11 protein-coding genes are annotated in these 12,343 nt (G+C 61.0%); 5 read left to right on the top strand and 6 right to left on the bottom strand.

The features are described 5' to 3' along the window. Positions 1-199: 199 nt before the first annotated feature. Both CAG25_RS13200 and CAG25_RS13195 read right to left on the bottom strand, forming a co-directional pair. On the bottom strand, positions 200-1,273 hold the full coding sequence (locus CAG25_RS13200) for an AI-2E family transporter (RefSeq protein ID WP_039769808.1): 1,074 nt from the start codon (positions 1,271-1,273) through the stop codon (positions 200-202). Between the two features lie 35 nt (positions 1,274-1,308). Continuing rightward, on the bottom strand, positions 1,309-2,367 hold the full coding sequence (locus tag CAG25_RS13195) for a DUF2066 domain-containing protein (RefSeq protein WP_085611490.1): 1,059 nt from the start codon (positions 2,365-2,367) through the stop codon (positions 1,309-1,311). Positions 2,368-2,742: 375 nt separating this feature from the next. Here CAG25_RS13195 and purM point away from each other — a divergent pair, with 375 nt between their 5' ends. The 3 genes from purM to CAG25_RS13180 are packed head-to-tail and all read left to right on the top strand — an operon-like array spanning position 2,743 to position 5,173. Continuing rightward, the gene (purM, locus tag CAG25_RS13190) at positions 2,743-3,801 is read left to right on the top strand and encodes a phosphoribosylformylglycinamidine cyclo-ligase (protein ID WP_007950393.1); all 1,059 of its coding nucleotides are present in this window, start codon (positions 2,743-2,745) and stop codon (positions 3,799-3,801) included. Beyond that, positions 3,801-4,451: a phosphoribosylglycinamide formyltransferase gene (purN, locus tag CAG25_RS13185; RefSeq protein ID WP_085611491.1), complete on the top strand. Its 651-nt coding sequence runs from the start codon at positions 3,801-3,803 to the stop codon at positions 4,449-4,451. The genes purM and purN overlap by 1 nt, the downstream gene beginning before the upstream one ends. A gap of 8 nt (positions 4,452-4,459) precedes the next feature. After that, a complete protein-coding gene (locus CAG25_RS13180) occupies positions 4,460-5,173 on the top strand; it encodes a DUF3108 domain-containing protein (RefSeq protein WP_007950391.1) in 714 nt (237 codons plus the stop codon). Positions 5,174-5,226: 53 nt separating this feature from the next. Here the strand turns inward: CAG25_RS13180 and CAG25_RS13175 are convergent, their stop codons facing one another. Together CAG25_RS13175 and CAG25_RS13170 are read right to left on the bottom strand one after the other, a co-directional pair. Beyond that, positions 5,227-6,852, bottom strand: a complete 1,626-nt coding sequence (locus CAG25_RS13175) for a methyl-accepting chemotaxis protein (protein WP_085611492.1) — start codon at positions 6,850-6,852, stop codon at positions 5,227-5,229. Between the two features lie 130 nt (positions 6,853-6,982). Continuing rightward, a complete protein-coding gene (locus tag CAG25_RS13170) occupies positions 6,983-8,038 on the bottom strand; it encodes an amidohydrolase family protein (protein WP_085611493.1) in 1,056 nt (351 codons plus the stop codon). A gap of 129 nt (positions 8,039-8,167) precedes the next feature. Here CAG25_RS13170 and CAG25_RS13165 point away from each other — a divergent pair, with 129 nt between their 5' ends. Then, positions 8,168-8,584: an OsmC family protein gene (locus CAG25_RS13165; protein ID WP_007959010.1), complete on the top strand. Its 417-nt coding sequence runs from the start codon at positions 8,168-8,170 to the stop codon at positions 8,582-8,584. Between the two features lie 61 nt (positions 8,585-8,645). Next, positions 8,646-9,536 carry a pirin family protein gene (locus tag CAG25_RS13160; protein WP_085611494.1) on the top strand — a complete coding sequence of 297 codons (891 nt, stop codon included), beginning with the start codon at positions 8,646-8,648 and terminating at the stop codon, positions 9,534-9,536. A 42-nt stretch (positions 9,537-9,578) separates the two neighbouring features. Here CAG25_RS13160 and CAG25_RS13155 read toward each other — a convergent pair whose 3' ends face one another. Continuing rightward, a complete protein-coding gene (locus tag CAG25_RS13155) occupies positions 9,579-10,307 on the bottom strand; it encodes a dienelactone hydrolase family protein (protein ID WP_074687562.1) in 729 nt (242 codons plus the stop codon). Between the two features lie 68 nt (positions 10,308-10,375). Further along, positions 10,376-12,280 carry a molecular chaperone HtpG gene (gene htpG, locus CAG25_RS13150; protein WP_085611655.1) on the bottom strand — a complete coding sequence of 635 codons (1,905 nt, stop codon included), beginning with the start codon at positions 12,278-12,280 and terminating at the stop codon, positions 10,376-10,378. Between the last annotated feature and the right edge of the window lie 63 nt (positions 12,281-12,343).

The following is a 12,343-nucleotide window of genomic DNA, read 5'->3' as shown; positions in this document are numbered from 1 at the left end:
CAGTTCCCAAGGAACCGTTAGTGGCCTCTGTGTAAAGTGAGCGAAGTTTATACCCGTGAAGCGGAGCGCACAATGCGACAGACCCCAAGCAAAATCAAAGGTTTGCGTTAACGTGCTGGTTTTATGACAGTTTCTTTGGCGCCATGGCCTGCATGAGACGGGCCAACCCGGCAATCCACCGGGCAGCCCGCGCATCACATTACAACTCCGGCTCATCCACCCCGCTATAGATGTCGGAATCCTTGTACAGATCGTGGACGTGTCGCACCAGCACCATGATCACCGCCGCCACCGGCAATGCCAGCAGCACACCGGTGAAGCCGAACAGCTCGCCACCGGCCAGAATCGCGAAAATCACCGCCACCGGGTGCAGACCGATCCGATCCCCCACCAGCAAAGGCGTCAGCACCATGCCTTCCAGTGCCTGACCAACCATGAACACCGCCACGATCCCGATCATCGGATACAGATCGCCACCGAACTGGAACAACCCGGCAATCAGCGCCGCGCCGATGCCGATCACAAATCCCATGTACGGCACAATCGCCGCCAGCCCCGCGATCAGACCGATCAACAGGCCCAGCTCCAGCCCGACAATCATCAGACCGGCCGCATAGATCACGCCCAGCGCCAGCATCACCAGCAACTGCCCGCGCACGAACGCGCCCAGCACTTCATGGCACTCACCCGCCAGCGCCACCACACGCTCTTCGCGATCACGGGGCAACAGGCCACGGATCTTGGCCATCATCACGTCCCAATCACGCAGCAGGTAAAAGCTCACCACCGGGATCAGCACCAGATTCGCCAGCCAGCCGATCAGTGCCAGGCTCGAGGCCGTCGCCTGACTCAGCACCACACCGACGATATCCGTGGTCTGGCCCATGTGTTCGCTGATTGCGGCTTTGACCTTGTCGAACTTCCAGAAGCCGTCCGACAGCCCCAGCTTCGATTGCGCCCATGGCACGGCGGTGTGCTGCAACCAGTCGAGCATTTGCGGCGCCAGTTCATACAGCCGTACTAATTGCTTGGCGAGCATCGGCACCAGCACCAGCAACAACGCAGTGACGATCAGGGTGAACAAGGCGAACACCGCGATCACACCCCAGGTGCGGGACAACCCCAGGCGCTCAAGACGATCGACGAGCGGATCGAACAGATAGGCGAGCAGCAGCGCCACCAGAAACGGCGTAAGGATCGGATGCAGCAACCAGACAAACGCGCAAAGCAGGAGCACCCCACCGAGCCAGAACCAACGCCGCGTATCGGCCATGTAACACTCCATTGCTTATATATAAGAAAGAAACCCTACCAGCGGAACCGCAAAGACGGCGCCACCGGTGCCGGCGTCGGCGCAACGACTGGTGGCGCCCCGGCGACCGCAGGCTGAGGTGCAGCGACCGGAGCCGGCGCCTCGGCCGGCAGTTCCTGCAACTTCGCCAGCGACAGCTGCGCCCGCAGCTGATCGGCACTACCGTTGACCCGATAAAGGATGCGATCGGCATCGACACTCTGCAGACGCACGCCGAACGGTTCGAGTAACCGCAGCAGCGCTGCGTAGTGCTCCAGATTCATGCCCTGGACTTCCAGGGTCTGCTGGCCGGACGCGCCCGGTTTGGCCACAAAGCGCGGCGCGAGACGCTCGGTGACCGCCAGCATCACCGCATCGGCCACGGCAGCCTGATCCGCGCCCTGCACGCTGCCCGCCTCTTTTTTATCGCCCAGCCACAATTGCCATTTGGCCTGCCATTGCCCGCTTTCTTCGCGAGCATGCACGGCGAGCAAGGCGTCGGCGTTGTAGCGCTCGGAAGCGTTACGCAGCGGCGCCGGGTCGGCACCTTCGAGTGCCGGCGCCGTGGCAACCAATTGCTCGCTCAAGTCCGCCAGCGGCAGGCGCAACGGCAATCCACGGTGCTGGGCGGCGCGGCGCAACGGTGCGGCACTGGCCTGACCGTCGCCCACCAGGCTCGAACCCTCGGTCGAATCGTTCAGCCACCAACTCAGGATCGAGGGCCGGTTGGCACCCCACAGCGCCAGCCCGGCGCGGCGCAACGCCTGCTCGGTGGTTCCCGGGTCGAAATCGACTTTCAGCACTTCCGGCGGCCCGGCATCGAAACCGAACTGACTGATGATCTGCTGCGGATCCTTGCGAACCGGCGCCAGCCCCGGGTTCTGCGGGGCCTTCGGGTCGCCGGTCAGGCGCAGCACCAGCGTATCCAGCGCAGCCTGGGTCGCGCGATCGCGCTCCTCTGGCGACTGGCCAGTGACCGGCTCACGCACCTGATAAAGACCTTTGAGATTTTCGGCCTGGCTCGCCAGGCTGATCAGAGACAAGCCACCCACTAACAACCATTTACAAAAACGCATGGAGAATTCCCGTCGACAAGAGCGGCTGGAACAGGCCGCGTGCACCGTTCTGGCAAGCCTGTGACCACAGGCCGTCGCAAAACATTCACACGCGGTCGGTAAGTTTTTGCACAGTCCTAACGATAGACGGTTCCTTATACAGGCACCCGTGATGTCATCCACAGCGTCAATTGCAAAATTTTTCCATCGATATGCCCCTGCCCGTCGGCGTGAGGATGGCCGCTGCCCCTCAAGCCTGATAAAATCGCGCGCCTTCGCAGACCGGCAACAGCCGGGCACCCCGAACTTCGCGTGAGGCAATCGCCCCTGTCGGATTCGGCGTTCCCGCTGAACTCGGTCGTTACCCCTGAATCCCCTCCCCTAAAGGCCTGGATCATGAGCAAGCAACCCTCCCTGAGCTACAAGGACGCCGGTGTAGACATCGACGCCGGTGAAGCATTGGTCGAACGCATCAAGAGCGTCGCCAAGCGCACTGCGCGCCCGGAAGTCATGGGCGGCCTGGGCGGTTTCGGCGCCCTCTGCGAGATCCCGGCCGGTTACAAGCAGCCGGTGCTGGTTTCCGGTACTGACGGCGTCGGCACCAAGCTGCGCCTGGCGCTGAACCTGAACAAGCACGACAGCATCGGCCAGGACCTGGTCGCCATGTGCGTCAACGATCTGGTGGTGTGTGGCGCCGAGCCGCTGTTCTTCCTCGACTACTACGCCACCGGCAAGCTGAACGTCGACGTAGCGGCCACCGTGGTTACCGGTATCGGTGCAGGCTGCGAACTGGCTGGCTGCTCGCTGGTCGGCGGCGAAACCGCTGAAATGCCTGGCATGTACGAAGGCGAAGACTACGACCTGGCCGGTTTCTGCGTCGGCGTCGTGGAAAAAGCCGAAATCATCGACGGCTCGAAAGTCGCCACCGGTGATGCCCTGATCGCCCTGCCATCGTCCGGCCCGCACTCCAACGGCTACTCGCTGATCCGCAAGATCATCGAAGTGTCCGGTGCCGACATCGAAACCGTACAGCTCGACGGCAAGCCGCTGACCGAACTGCTGATGGCCCCGACCCGCATCTACGTGAAGCCGCTGCTCAAGCTGATCAAGGACACCGGCGCGGTCAAGGCCATGGCCCACATCACCGGTGGTGGCCTGCTGGACAACATCCCGCGCGTTCTGCCAAAAGGCGCTCAGGCCGTGGTTGACGTGGCCAGCTGGAACCGCCCGGCCGTCTTCGACTGGCTGCAAGAGAAAGGCAACGTCGACGAAACCGAAATGCACCGCGTGCTGAACTGCGGCGTGGGCATGGTGATCTGCGTGGCTCAGGAGCACGTTGAAGTTGCCCTGAACACCCTGCGTGACGCCGGCGAGCAGCCTTGGGTCATCGGTCAGATCGCTGTCGCTGCCGAAGGCGCGGCCCAGGTCGAACTGAAGAACCTCAAGGCTCACTGATGCCAAACACCTGTGATGTCGTGGTGCTGCTGTCCGGCACCGGCAGTAACTTGCAGGCCCTGATCGACAGCACGCGGACCGGCGACAGCCCGGTCCGCATCGCTGCGGTGATTTCCAACCGTGCCGACGCCTACGGCCTGCAACGCGCCAGTGACGCGGGTATCGCTACCCGCTCGCTGGATCACAAAGGATTCGAGGGTCGCGAGGCCTTCGATACCGCCCTGATCGAACTGATCGACGAATTCAATCCCAAACTCGTGGTACTGGCCGGCTTCATGCGCATTCTCAGCGCTGACTTCGTCCGTCACTACCAGGGTCGCCTGCTCAACATCCACCCGTCGCTGCTACCCAAATACAAAGGGTTACACACTCATCAGCGCGCGCTGGAGGCCGGCGACGCCGAACACGGCTGCTCCGTGCACTTCGTCACCGAGGAACTCGACGGCGGACCACTGGTCGTACAGGCAGTAATCCCGGTAGAGTTGCACGATTCGCCGCAAAGTCTGGCGCAGCGGGTTCACGCTCAGGAACACCTGATCTACCCGATGGCCGTACGCTGGTTCGCCGAAGGACGGCTGAGCCTCGGCGAGCAAGGTGCTTTACTGGATGGCCAGCCACTGCCGGCCAGCGGTCACTTGATTCGAAACTAGGAGATATTATGCGTCGCGCCCTGCTCTTCGCTTGCGCTCTGCTCGCCCTGCCCTTCGCGCAGGCGGCAGACCTTCAACCGTTCTCCGCCAGCTACACCGCCGACTGGAAACAGCTGCCCATGAGCGGCACCGCCGAGCGCAGCCTGACCAAACAGGCCAACGGCGTCTGGAAGCTCAGCTTCAAGGCTTCGATGATGATTGCCAGCCTGTCCGAGGAAAGCACCCTGACCCTGGACAAGGACACCCTGCTGCCACAGTCCTACCACTTTGAACGCGGTGGTCTGGGCAAGGCGAAAAAGGCTGACCTGGACTTCGACTGGGCCAACAAGCTGGTGACCGGCACCGACCGCGGCGACGCGGTGAAAATCCCGCTCAACCGTGGCATGGTCGACAAATCCACCTATCAACTGGCGCTGCAGCATGACGTGGCCGCCGGCAAGAAAAGCATGAGCTATCAGGTAGTCGATGATGGCGAAGTCGATACCTACGACTTCCGCGTGCTGGGTTCGGAGAAGGTCGAAACCAAGGCCGGCCAGATCGATGCGATCAAGGTCGAGCGTGTCCGCGATCCGACACAAAGCAAGCGCATCACCGTCCTGTGGTTCGCCAAGGACTGGGATTACCTGCTGGTTCGCCTGCAACAGGTCGAAACCGACGGCAAGGAGTACAACATCATGCTCCTCGACGGTACGGTCAACGGCAAGACAGTCAAAGGCAGCTGATTCAACAAAAAGCCCCGCAAACGCGGGGCTTTTTTTCGCCTGTCGAACGCTGATCAGACCGAGAACCTGGCCACCATGCTGTTCAGGTCCACCGCCAGCCGCGACAGCTCCTGACTCGCAGCGCTGGTCTGGTTGGCACCCGCCGACGTCTGCATCGCCAGGTCACGGATGTTCATCAGGTTGCGATCGACCTCACGCGCCACGGCCGCCTGCTCTTCCGACGCACTGGCGATCACCAGGTTGCGCTCGTTGATCAAGGTAAACGCCGAAGCGATTTCCTCCAGCGCAACGCCGGCGGCCTTCGCCAGCTCCAGGGTCGAGCGCGCCCGAATATTGCTCTGCTGCATCGAGCTGACCGCCGAATCGGTGCCCTGCTGGATGCCGCCGATCATCTGCTCGATCTCCTGCGTCGACTGCTGAGTACGATGGGCCAGCGCCCGCACTTCGTCCGCCACCACCGCAAAACCCCGTCCGGCATCTCCCGCCCGTGCGGCCTCGATCGCCGCGTTCAACGCCAGCAGATTGGTCTGTTCGGCAATCGAGCGGATCACATCCAGCACTTTGCTGATGCTGTAGACCTTCTGCGCCAGGTCCTCCACCTGCGTGGCATTGGCGGTGACATCGTCCGCCAGCAGCTCGATGGACGACACGGTCTGCTGCACCTGCTCCCGGCCATGCTGGGCAATACGATCAGACTCACGGGACGCCTCGGAAGTCGCGACGGCATTGCTCGCCACCTCCTCCACGGCGGCGGTCATCTGATTGACCGCCGTGGCCGCCTGTTCGATTTCCTGACTCTGCTGATGCAGCCCCCGCGTCGCGTCTTCGGTGACGCAGCTCAACTCTTCCGAGGCCGAGGCCAGTTGACTGGAGGACTCGGAGATCCGGCGGATAGTGTCTCGCAGGTTGTGCTGCATGCTCTTGAGCGCGTGCAGCAGCCGCGCCGGTTCGTCCTTGCCGGAAATGCTGATATCCCCGGTCAGATCGCCTCCGGCCACCACTTCCGCGACATTGAGCGATTGCGACAGCGGCAGCACGATGCTGCGGGTCAGCAATAACGCCAGCGCGATGGTAATCAGCGCAGTGATGCCGATCATCACCCCGACCCACACCCGCGAGTTGGTGAACACCAGCCGTGCGGCCTCTGTGGCGAGGTTGGCGTTGTGCTTGTTCAATTCGACCAACTCACGCAGGGTCACTGCAATTTCATCCGCCAGCGGGCTCATCTGTCCATTGAGAATGGCGGCCGCCTCTTCCACTCGTCCCTGAGCAGACAACGTCATCACCTGTGCCTGAAGCTCCAGGTACTTGTGTTCAGCGACCTTGAAGCGGTCGAACAGCGCGCGCTCTGCGGGCAACGCGATCAGGCTGTCGTAACGCTGCTGGGCTTCACTCAGCACACCGCGCAAATCATTGAGCTTGGCCACGTTCTGCTCCAGCGCCTGCGGATCGCGATTGAGCAACAGGCGCATGGTCAGCGCGCGCAGGCGCAGCATGTCCTGACTCATCTCGCCCACCGCCATCACGCTGGGCAGCCAGTTATTGTCGACCTCGTCGGATTGCGCACGCATGTTCGACATCTGCAACAGGGCGAACGCCCCAAGGGCAAACACCATCAGCGCCAGCACGCCAAAACCCAGGCCGGCCCTGGGCGCAATATTGAGACTACGGATACTCATTGCTCTGGTTCCTTCCAAAAGCGCTGCATCAACCCTGCAGCTGGTTGTTCTAGAAGGTATCGGCCCTTTTAAAAAATGCGTAAGACCAAAACGCGATATCAAAAGGCCTTGATCCTACGAACCCTCGGCATTAACGATTCAGCGTGGGTTTGCCGGACTTGAGCGCTGTTCGCGGCAATATCGCCAGGAAGTTGTCCCGTGCGACTTTTTTCGCCACGGCTTCCGGCAAGGCGTCGAGAAACGGCTTGAAGCCGTGGATTTCCTTGCCGAGTTTGTTGAATCGCCCGACCACGTCCGAACCGATCATGAAGCGATCCGGATAGCGCTCCACCAATTGCACCCATTCCGCTCGCGGCTGACCCTTTTCGTCCAGCAGATAAGGCGTCAGCAAGCTCCACGACAGATCGATGAACAGGTTCGGGTACGCCTCGAGCATTCGCGTGAGGGTCGGCAGCAGAAAATCCAGCTGCGTCTGATGACGGTGGATTTCGGCGCTGGTGCCGGCATGCGCCCAGATGAACCGGGTGTGCGGATGATTACGCAGCGGCTCTTCGATTTCCTTCAGGTACAGCGGATTCTTCTCACGCTTGGAGGTGATATTGGAATGCAGCATCACCGGCAGATCGTTTTCAGCGGCCAGGTGATAGATGCGGGTCATGGCTTCGTTGTTGGCGCGTGGCGTGTCGCCGGAGGTGAGTGCGGTGAGATCGTCGTGACGGGTGAAGACCTCGCCGATGCCCTGCCACAAGCCGGGATACAGATCGAGCATGCGCTGGATGTGCGCGGCGGAGTTCTTGTCGTTGGGGTTGAAGCCTGAAAGAAACGGGTGAAAGTATTGGCGTTGCTCCGGCGTCAGCTTCTGCACCGCGTCGGCGACGATCACGTCAGTCGCGCTGTACCAGTAGGCATCGGCGTCATCACCGGCGTAATAACGCGGGCGCTTCGGCTCGTCTTCGTGCCATTTCTTCGCCACGGGAATGCCGGAAATCATCACGTGCTCGATGGCATTTTCCTTCATGGCCGTCAGCAATTTCGGCATGCCGGCGGTTTCCTGGAAAAAATCCACGTAATGCAGGTGCGCGTCACTGTAGGTGTATTCCCGGGCACTGGCGGCGCCGGTGAAAACCATCAGGCAGGCAAGGCTCAAACGAAACACGGACACAAGCATTCTCCGGCAGACAGGCATAGCCTAGACCCTCGCCGGGCAACGAGGGTTCACCCGGCAAGAAAGTGGAACGCGCCTGTGTGGGAAATGCTCTATACCTGCAAGGTCTTTTTTGATCGAATCCCTTTTCCTACAGCTTGCGAGGTTCACATGACCGTTACCGTCAATACCGTGTCCGCCGAAGGTTTTCGCCACACCGTTCAGATCGATGAGCATGAGCTGTTTGCAGACGTCCCGACGACTGCTGGCGGCGAAGGCTCGGCTCCGGAGCCGCACGATTACTTCGACGCCGCCCTCGGGGCCTGCAAGGCCCTGACCCTGAAGCTGTACGCGAAGAAAAAGGACATCCCGCTGACCGGCGTCGGCGTTGAGGTCAAACGCGACAACAGCCAGGAACAGAAAGGCAAATACGCCCTGCACGTGACCCTCACCCTCAAGGGCGTGCTCACCGATGCCCAGCGCGAAGAACTGCTGCGCGTCGCCGATCGCTGCCCGATCCACAAGCTGATGACCACCAGCGAAGTCACCATCGAAACCCACGCGCCAGTCGGCTTCGACAGCCAGTAATCACCTCGATGACACCGGCGGGTTATGCTCCACGCATCACCCGCTCAGCCTGGAATGGACCATGGACACCCAACCCCTGATCATCCGCCCGCGCGCCGAAGACGTCGAAGGCCAGCCGATCCTGCGCCCGCTGCCGTCAGCCAAATGCCGCAGCGTCGGGCCTTTTGTGTTTTTCGACCACATGCTCGAAACGGTTTATCCGGCGGGCAAAGGCATGAACATCCGACAGCATCCGCACATCGGTCTGTCGACCCTCACGTATTTGTTCGAAGGACAGATCCAGCACAAGGACAGCCTGGGTTCGGATCAGGTGGTCAGCGCCGGCGATGTCAGCTGGATGACGGCTGGTACGGCGATCGCGCACGTCGAGCGCACGCCCGAACCGCTGTGGGAGCAAAGCTTCAAGATGCATGGCCTGCAAATCTGGCTCGCCTCGCCCAAGGATCACGAACAAGGCCCGGGGCATTACAGCCACCACCCGGCCTCGACCTTGCCGGTCAGCGATAACCTCGGCGTGCAGATTCGCCTGATCGCCGGGTCAGGCTTTTGCCTGGAATCACCGGTGCCGGTGCTTTCTCCTACGCTGTATGCCGAACTGAAGATGCAAACCGCGACCACGTTGCTGATCCCGACCGAACATGAAGAGCGGGCGCTGTATGTGTTGAGTGGTGATGTGCAGCTGAATGGCGAGACGGTGGAACCCCATGCGCTGGCGGTATTGCCGGCCGGGGAAGAGATGAGTCTGTTCGCCGAGAGCGACAGCCACGCGGTGTTGTTCGGTGGTGCGCCACTGGATGGGCCACGGCGAATCAACTGGAATTTTGTCGCAAGCGATCCGGCGGCGATCGATGAGGCGCGGCGCAAGTGGGCGGCCGGGGACTGGCCGACGGTGCCGGGGGAAGTCGAGCGGATTGAACTGCCTAAATCGCGCAGCGAGCCGACACCGCTGTAAACCAATACTCCCACGCCAGGCGTGGGAGTGTTTTCAGCCGATTCAGCCCTTGAACACTTCTTCCAGCAAGTCATGCATCGACTTGAACGCCCGCGCTGCGGTCTTCGCGTCGTACATCATCTTGCCCGGCACATTGGCGTGCGGATCAGTGAACGAGTGCACGGCGCCACCGTAGCTCAGCAACTGCCAGTCCACGCCAGCGGCGTTCATCTCGTCCTCGAATGCTGGCAACTGCTCTTTCGGCACCAGTGGGTCCGAAGCACCGTGCAGCACCAGCACCGAGCCCTTGATGTTCTTCGCGTCCGCCGGGTTCGGCGAATCCAGTGTGCCGTGGAACGACACCGCCGCTTTCACCGGGGCACCGGTGCGGGCCAGATCCAGCGCGCAGCAGCCGCCGAAGCAGAAACCGAATACCGCCAGTTTCGAGGTATCGACCGCCGCCTCGCCCTGCTTCTGCAATTGCTCGAATGCGGCCTGCATACGCTTGCGCAGCAGCGCACGATCATTCTTCAGCGGCATCATCGCCGCACCAGCCTGATCAGCGTTCTGCGGACGCACGGCCTGGCCATACACGTCAGCGATCAGCACCACATAACCCTTGGCCGCCACCGACTTGGCGATCTCTTCAGCGCCAGCGCTGACACCCATCCAGTTCGGCGCCATCAGCAGACCCGGACGCGCGCCTTTGTGCTCGGCGTCGAAGGCCAGGCGACCTTCATAAGGCTGGCCGTCAATCTGATAGACCACGGAACGTACAGTGACTTGGCTCATTTCTGACTCCAGATTGGTTGAATTCCAGAATGAAAAAACCCGCCGAAGCGGGTTTTTCTACAGCTTGATCAGGCCGACAGCTCGACCAGCAGCTTGTTCAGACGGGTCACGTAAGCGGCCGGGTCTTTCAAGCTGTCGCCCGCCGCCAGGGCGGCCTGGTCGAAGAGGATGTGCGACAGGTCGCTGAAGCGATCTTCGCTGGCCTCGTTGTCGAGCTTCTCGATCAGCGGGTGGCTCGGGTTGAATTCGAAGATCGGCTTCGAATCCGGCACCTTCTGCCCACTGGCCTCGAGGATCTGACGCATTTGCAGACCCAGATCCTGCTCGCCAATCGCCAGAATGGCCGGCGAATCGGTCAGGCGATGGGAAACACGGACTTCGGCAACGGAATCGCCCAGTGCGGTTTTCAGGCGCTCGACCAGACCTTCTTTCGACTTGGCGACTTCTTCTGCGGCCTTCTTGTCCTCTTCCGAGTCCAGGTTGCCCAGGTCCAGGTCACCGCGTGCGACGTCGACAAAGCTCTTGCCGTCGAACTCGCTCAGGTAGCTCATCAGCCACTCGTCGATGCGGTCGGTCAGCAGCAGCACTTCGATGCCTTTCTTGCGGAAGACTTCCAGGTGCGGGCTGTTCTTGACCTGCGCGTAGGTTTCGCCGGTGAGGTAGTAGATCTTGTCCTGACCGTCCTTGGCGCGCGCCAGGTACTCGGCCAGACCGACGATCTGCTCGCCATCGGTGCCGTTGGTCGATGCGAAACGCAGCAGACCGGCAATTTTTTCCTTGTTGGCGAAATCTTCTGCCGGGCCTTCTTTCATGACCTGACCGAAGTTTTTCCAGAAGCCCTTGTATTGCTCAGGCTCGTTCTTCGCCAGTTTTTCCAGCATGTCCAGCACGCGCTTGGTCAGCGCCGACTTCATCGAGTCGATGATCGGGTCTTTCTGCAGGATTTCCCGCGACACGTTCAGCGAAAGGTCGTTGGAGTCGACCACGCCCTTGATGAAGCGCAGGTACAGCGGCAGGAACGACTCGGCCTGATCCATCACGAACACGCGCTGTACGTACAGCTTCAGGCCTTTCGGCGCTTCACGCTGGTACAGATCGAACGGTGCGCGGGCCGGCACGTACAGCAGCGAGCTGTACTCAAGCTTGCCTTCAACCTTGTTGTGACTCCACGACAGCGGGTTTTCGAAGTCGTGAGCGATGTGTTTGTAGAACTCCTGGTATTCCTCGTCCTTCACTTCGGTGCGAGGACGGGTCCACAGGGCGCTGGCGCGGTTGACGGTTTCCCATTCAACTTCAGGCTTCTCTTCGCCTTCGGCAGCGGCCACTTCTTTCGGCAGCTCGATCGGCAGCGCGATGTGGTCGGAGTACTTCTTGATGATGTTGCGCAGACGCCAGCCATCGGCAAACTCGTCTTCACCGGATTTCAGGTGCAGGACGATGCGGGTGCCGCGCTCCGGCTTGTCGAGGGTGGCGACTTCGAATTCGCCCTCGCCTTTCGACGACCAGTGCACGCCTTCGCTGGCAGCAGTGCCGGCGCGACGGCTGTACACGTCAACTTTGTCAGCAACGATGAAGGCCGAGTAGAAACCCACGCCGAACTGACCGATCAGGTGCGAATCCTTCTTCTGATCGCCGGACAGGTTTTTCATGAAATCGGCAGTGCCGGATTTGGCGATGGTACCCAGGTGGGTGATCACATCGTCACGGTTCATGCCGATGCCGTTGTCTTCGAGGGTGACGGTCTTGGCGTCCTTGTCGAAGCTCACACGGATTTTCAGTTCAGCGCCATCTTCGAGCAACTCAGGCTTGGCCAGGGCTTCGAAGCGCAATTTGTCGACAGCGTCAGAGGCGTTCGAGATCAATTCGCGAAGGAAGATTTCCTTGTTGGAATACAGCGAATGGATCATGAGGTGCAGCAGTTGCTTCACCTCGGTCTGGAAGCCCAGGGTTTCCTTTTGAGTTTCCACACTCATGGTCATCAAACTCCAATCAGATGGCATTGGCCGCGACCTTACCGGTCGGCGGCGGGTTGTTCT

The sequence above is a fragment of the Pseudomonas sp. B16(2017) genome, from assembly GCF_002113205.1.
Lineage (GTDB): Bacteria > Pseudomonadota > Gammaproteobacteria > Pseudomonadales > Pseudomonadaceae > Aquipseudomonas > Aquipseudomonas pharyngis.
The sequence above is the reverse complement of the archived record's forward strand: the minus strand, read 5'-3'. Positions and strand labels throughout refer to the sequence as shown.

Bases quoted from the DNA above. Each gene is read 5' to 3' on its own strand.
- CAG25_RS13200 (WP_039769808.1), bottom strand. From the start codon at position 1,273: ATGGCCGATACGCGGCGTTGGTTCTGGCTCGGTGGGGTGCTCCTGCTT.
- CAG25_RS13195 (WP_085611490.1), bottom strand. From the start codon at position 2,367: ATGCGTTTTTGTAAATGGTTGTTAGTGGGTGGCTTGTCTCTGATCAGC.
- purM (WP_007950393.1), top strand. From the start codon at position 2,743: ATGAGCAAGCAACCCTCCCTGAGCTACAAGGACGCCGGTGTAGACATC.
- purN (WP_085611491.1), top strand. From the start codon at position 3,801: ATGCCAAACACCTGTGATGTCGTGGTGCTGCTGTCCGGCACCGGCAGT.
- CAG25_RS13180 (WP_007950391.1), top strand. From the start codon at position 4,460: ATGCGTCGCGCCCTGCTCTTCGCTTGCGCTCTGCTCGCCCTGCCCTTC.
- CAG25_RS13175 (WP_085611492.1), bottom strand. From the start codon at position 6,852: ATGAGTATCCGTAGTCTCAATATTGCGCCCAGGGCCGGCCTGGGTTTT.
- CAG25_RS13170 (WP_085611493.1), bottom strand. From the start codon at position 8,038: ATGCCTGTCTGCCGGAGAATGCTTGTGTCCGTGTTTCGTTTGAGCCTT.
- CAG25_RS13165 (WP_007959010.1), top strand. From the start codon at position 8,168: ATGACCGTTACCGTCAATACCGTGTCCGCCGAAGGTTTTCGCCACACC.
- CAG25_RS13160 (WP_085611494.1), top strand. From the start codon at position 8,646: ATGGACACCCAACCCCTGATCATCCGCCCGCGCGCCGAAGACGTCGAA.
- CAG25_RS13155 (WP_074687562.1), bottom strand. From the start codon at position 10,307: ATGAGCCAAGTCACTGTACGTTCCGTGGTCTATCAGATTGACGGCCAG.
- htpG (WP_085611655.1), bottom strand. From the start codon at position 12,280: ATGAGTGTGGAAACTCAAAAGGAAACCCTGGGCTTCCAGACCGAGGTG.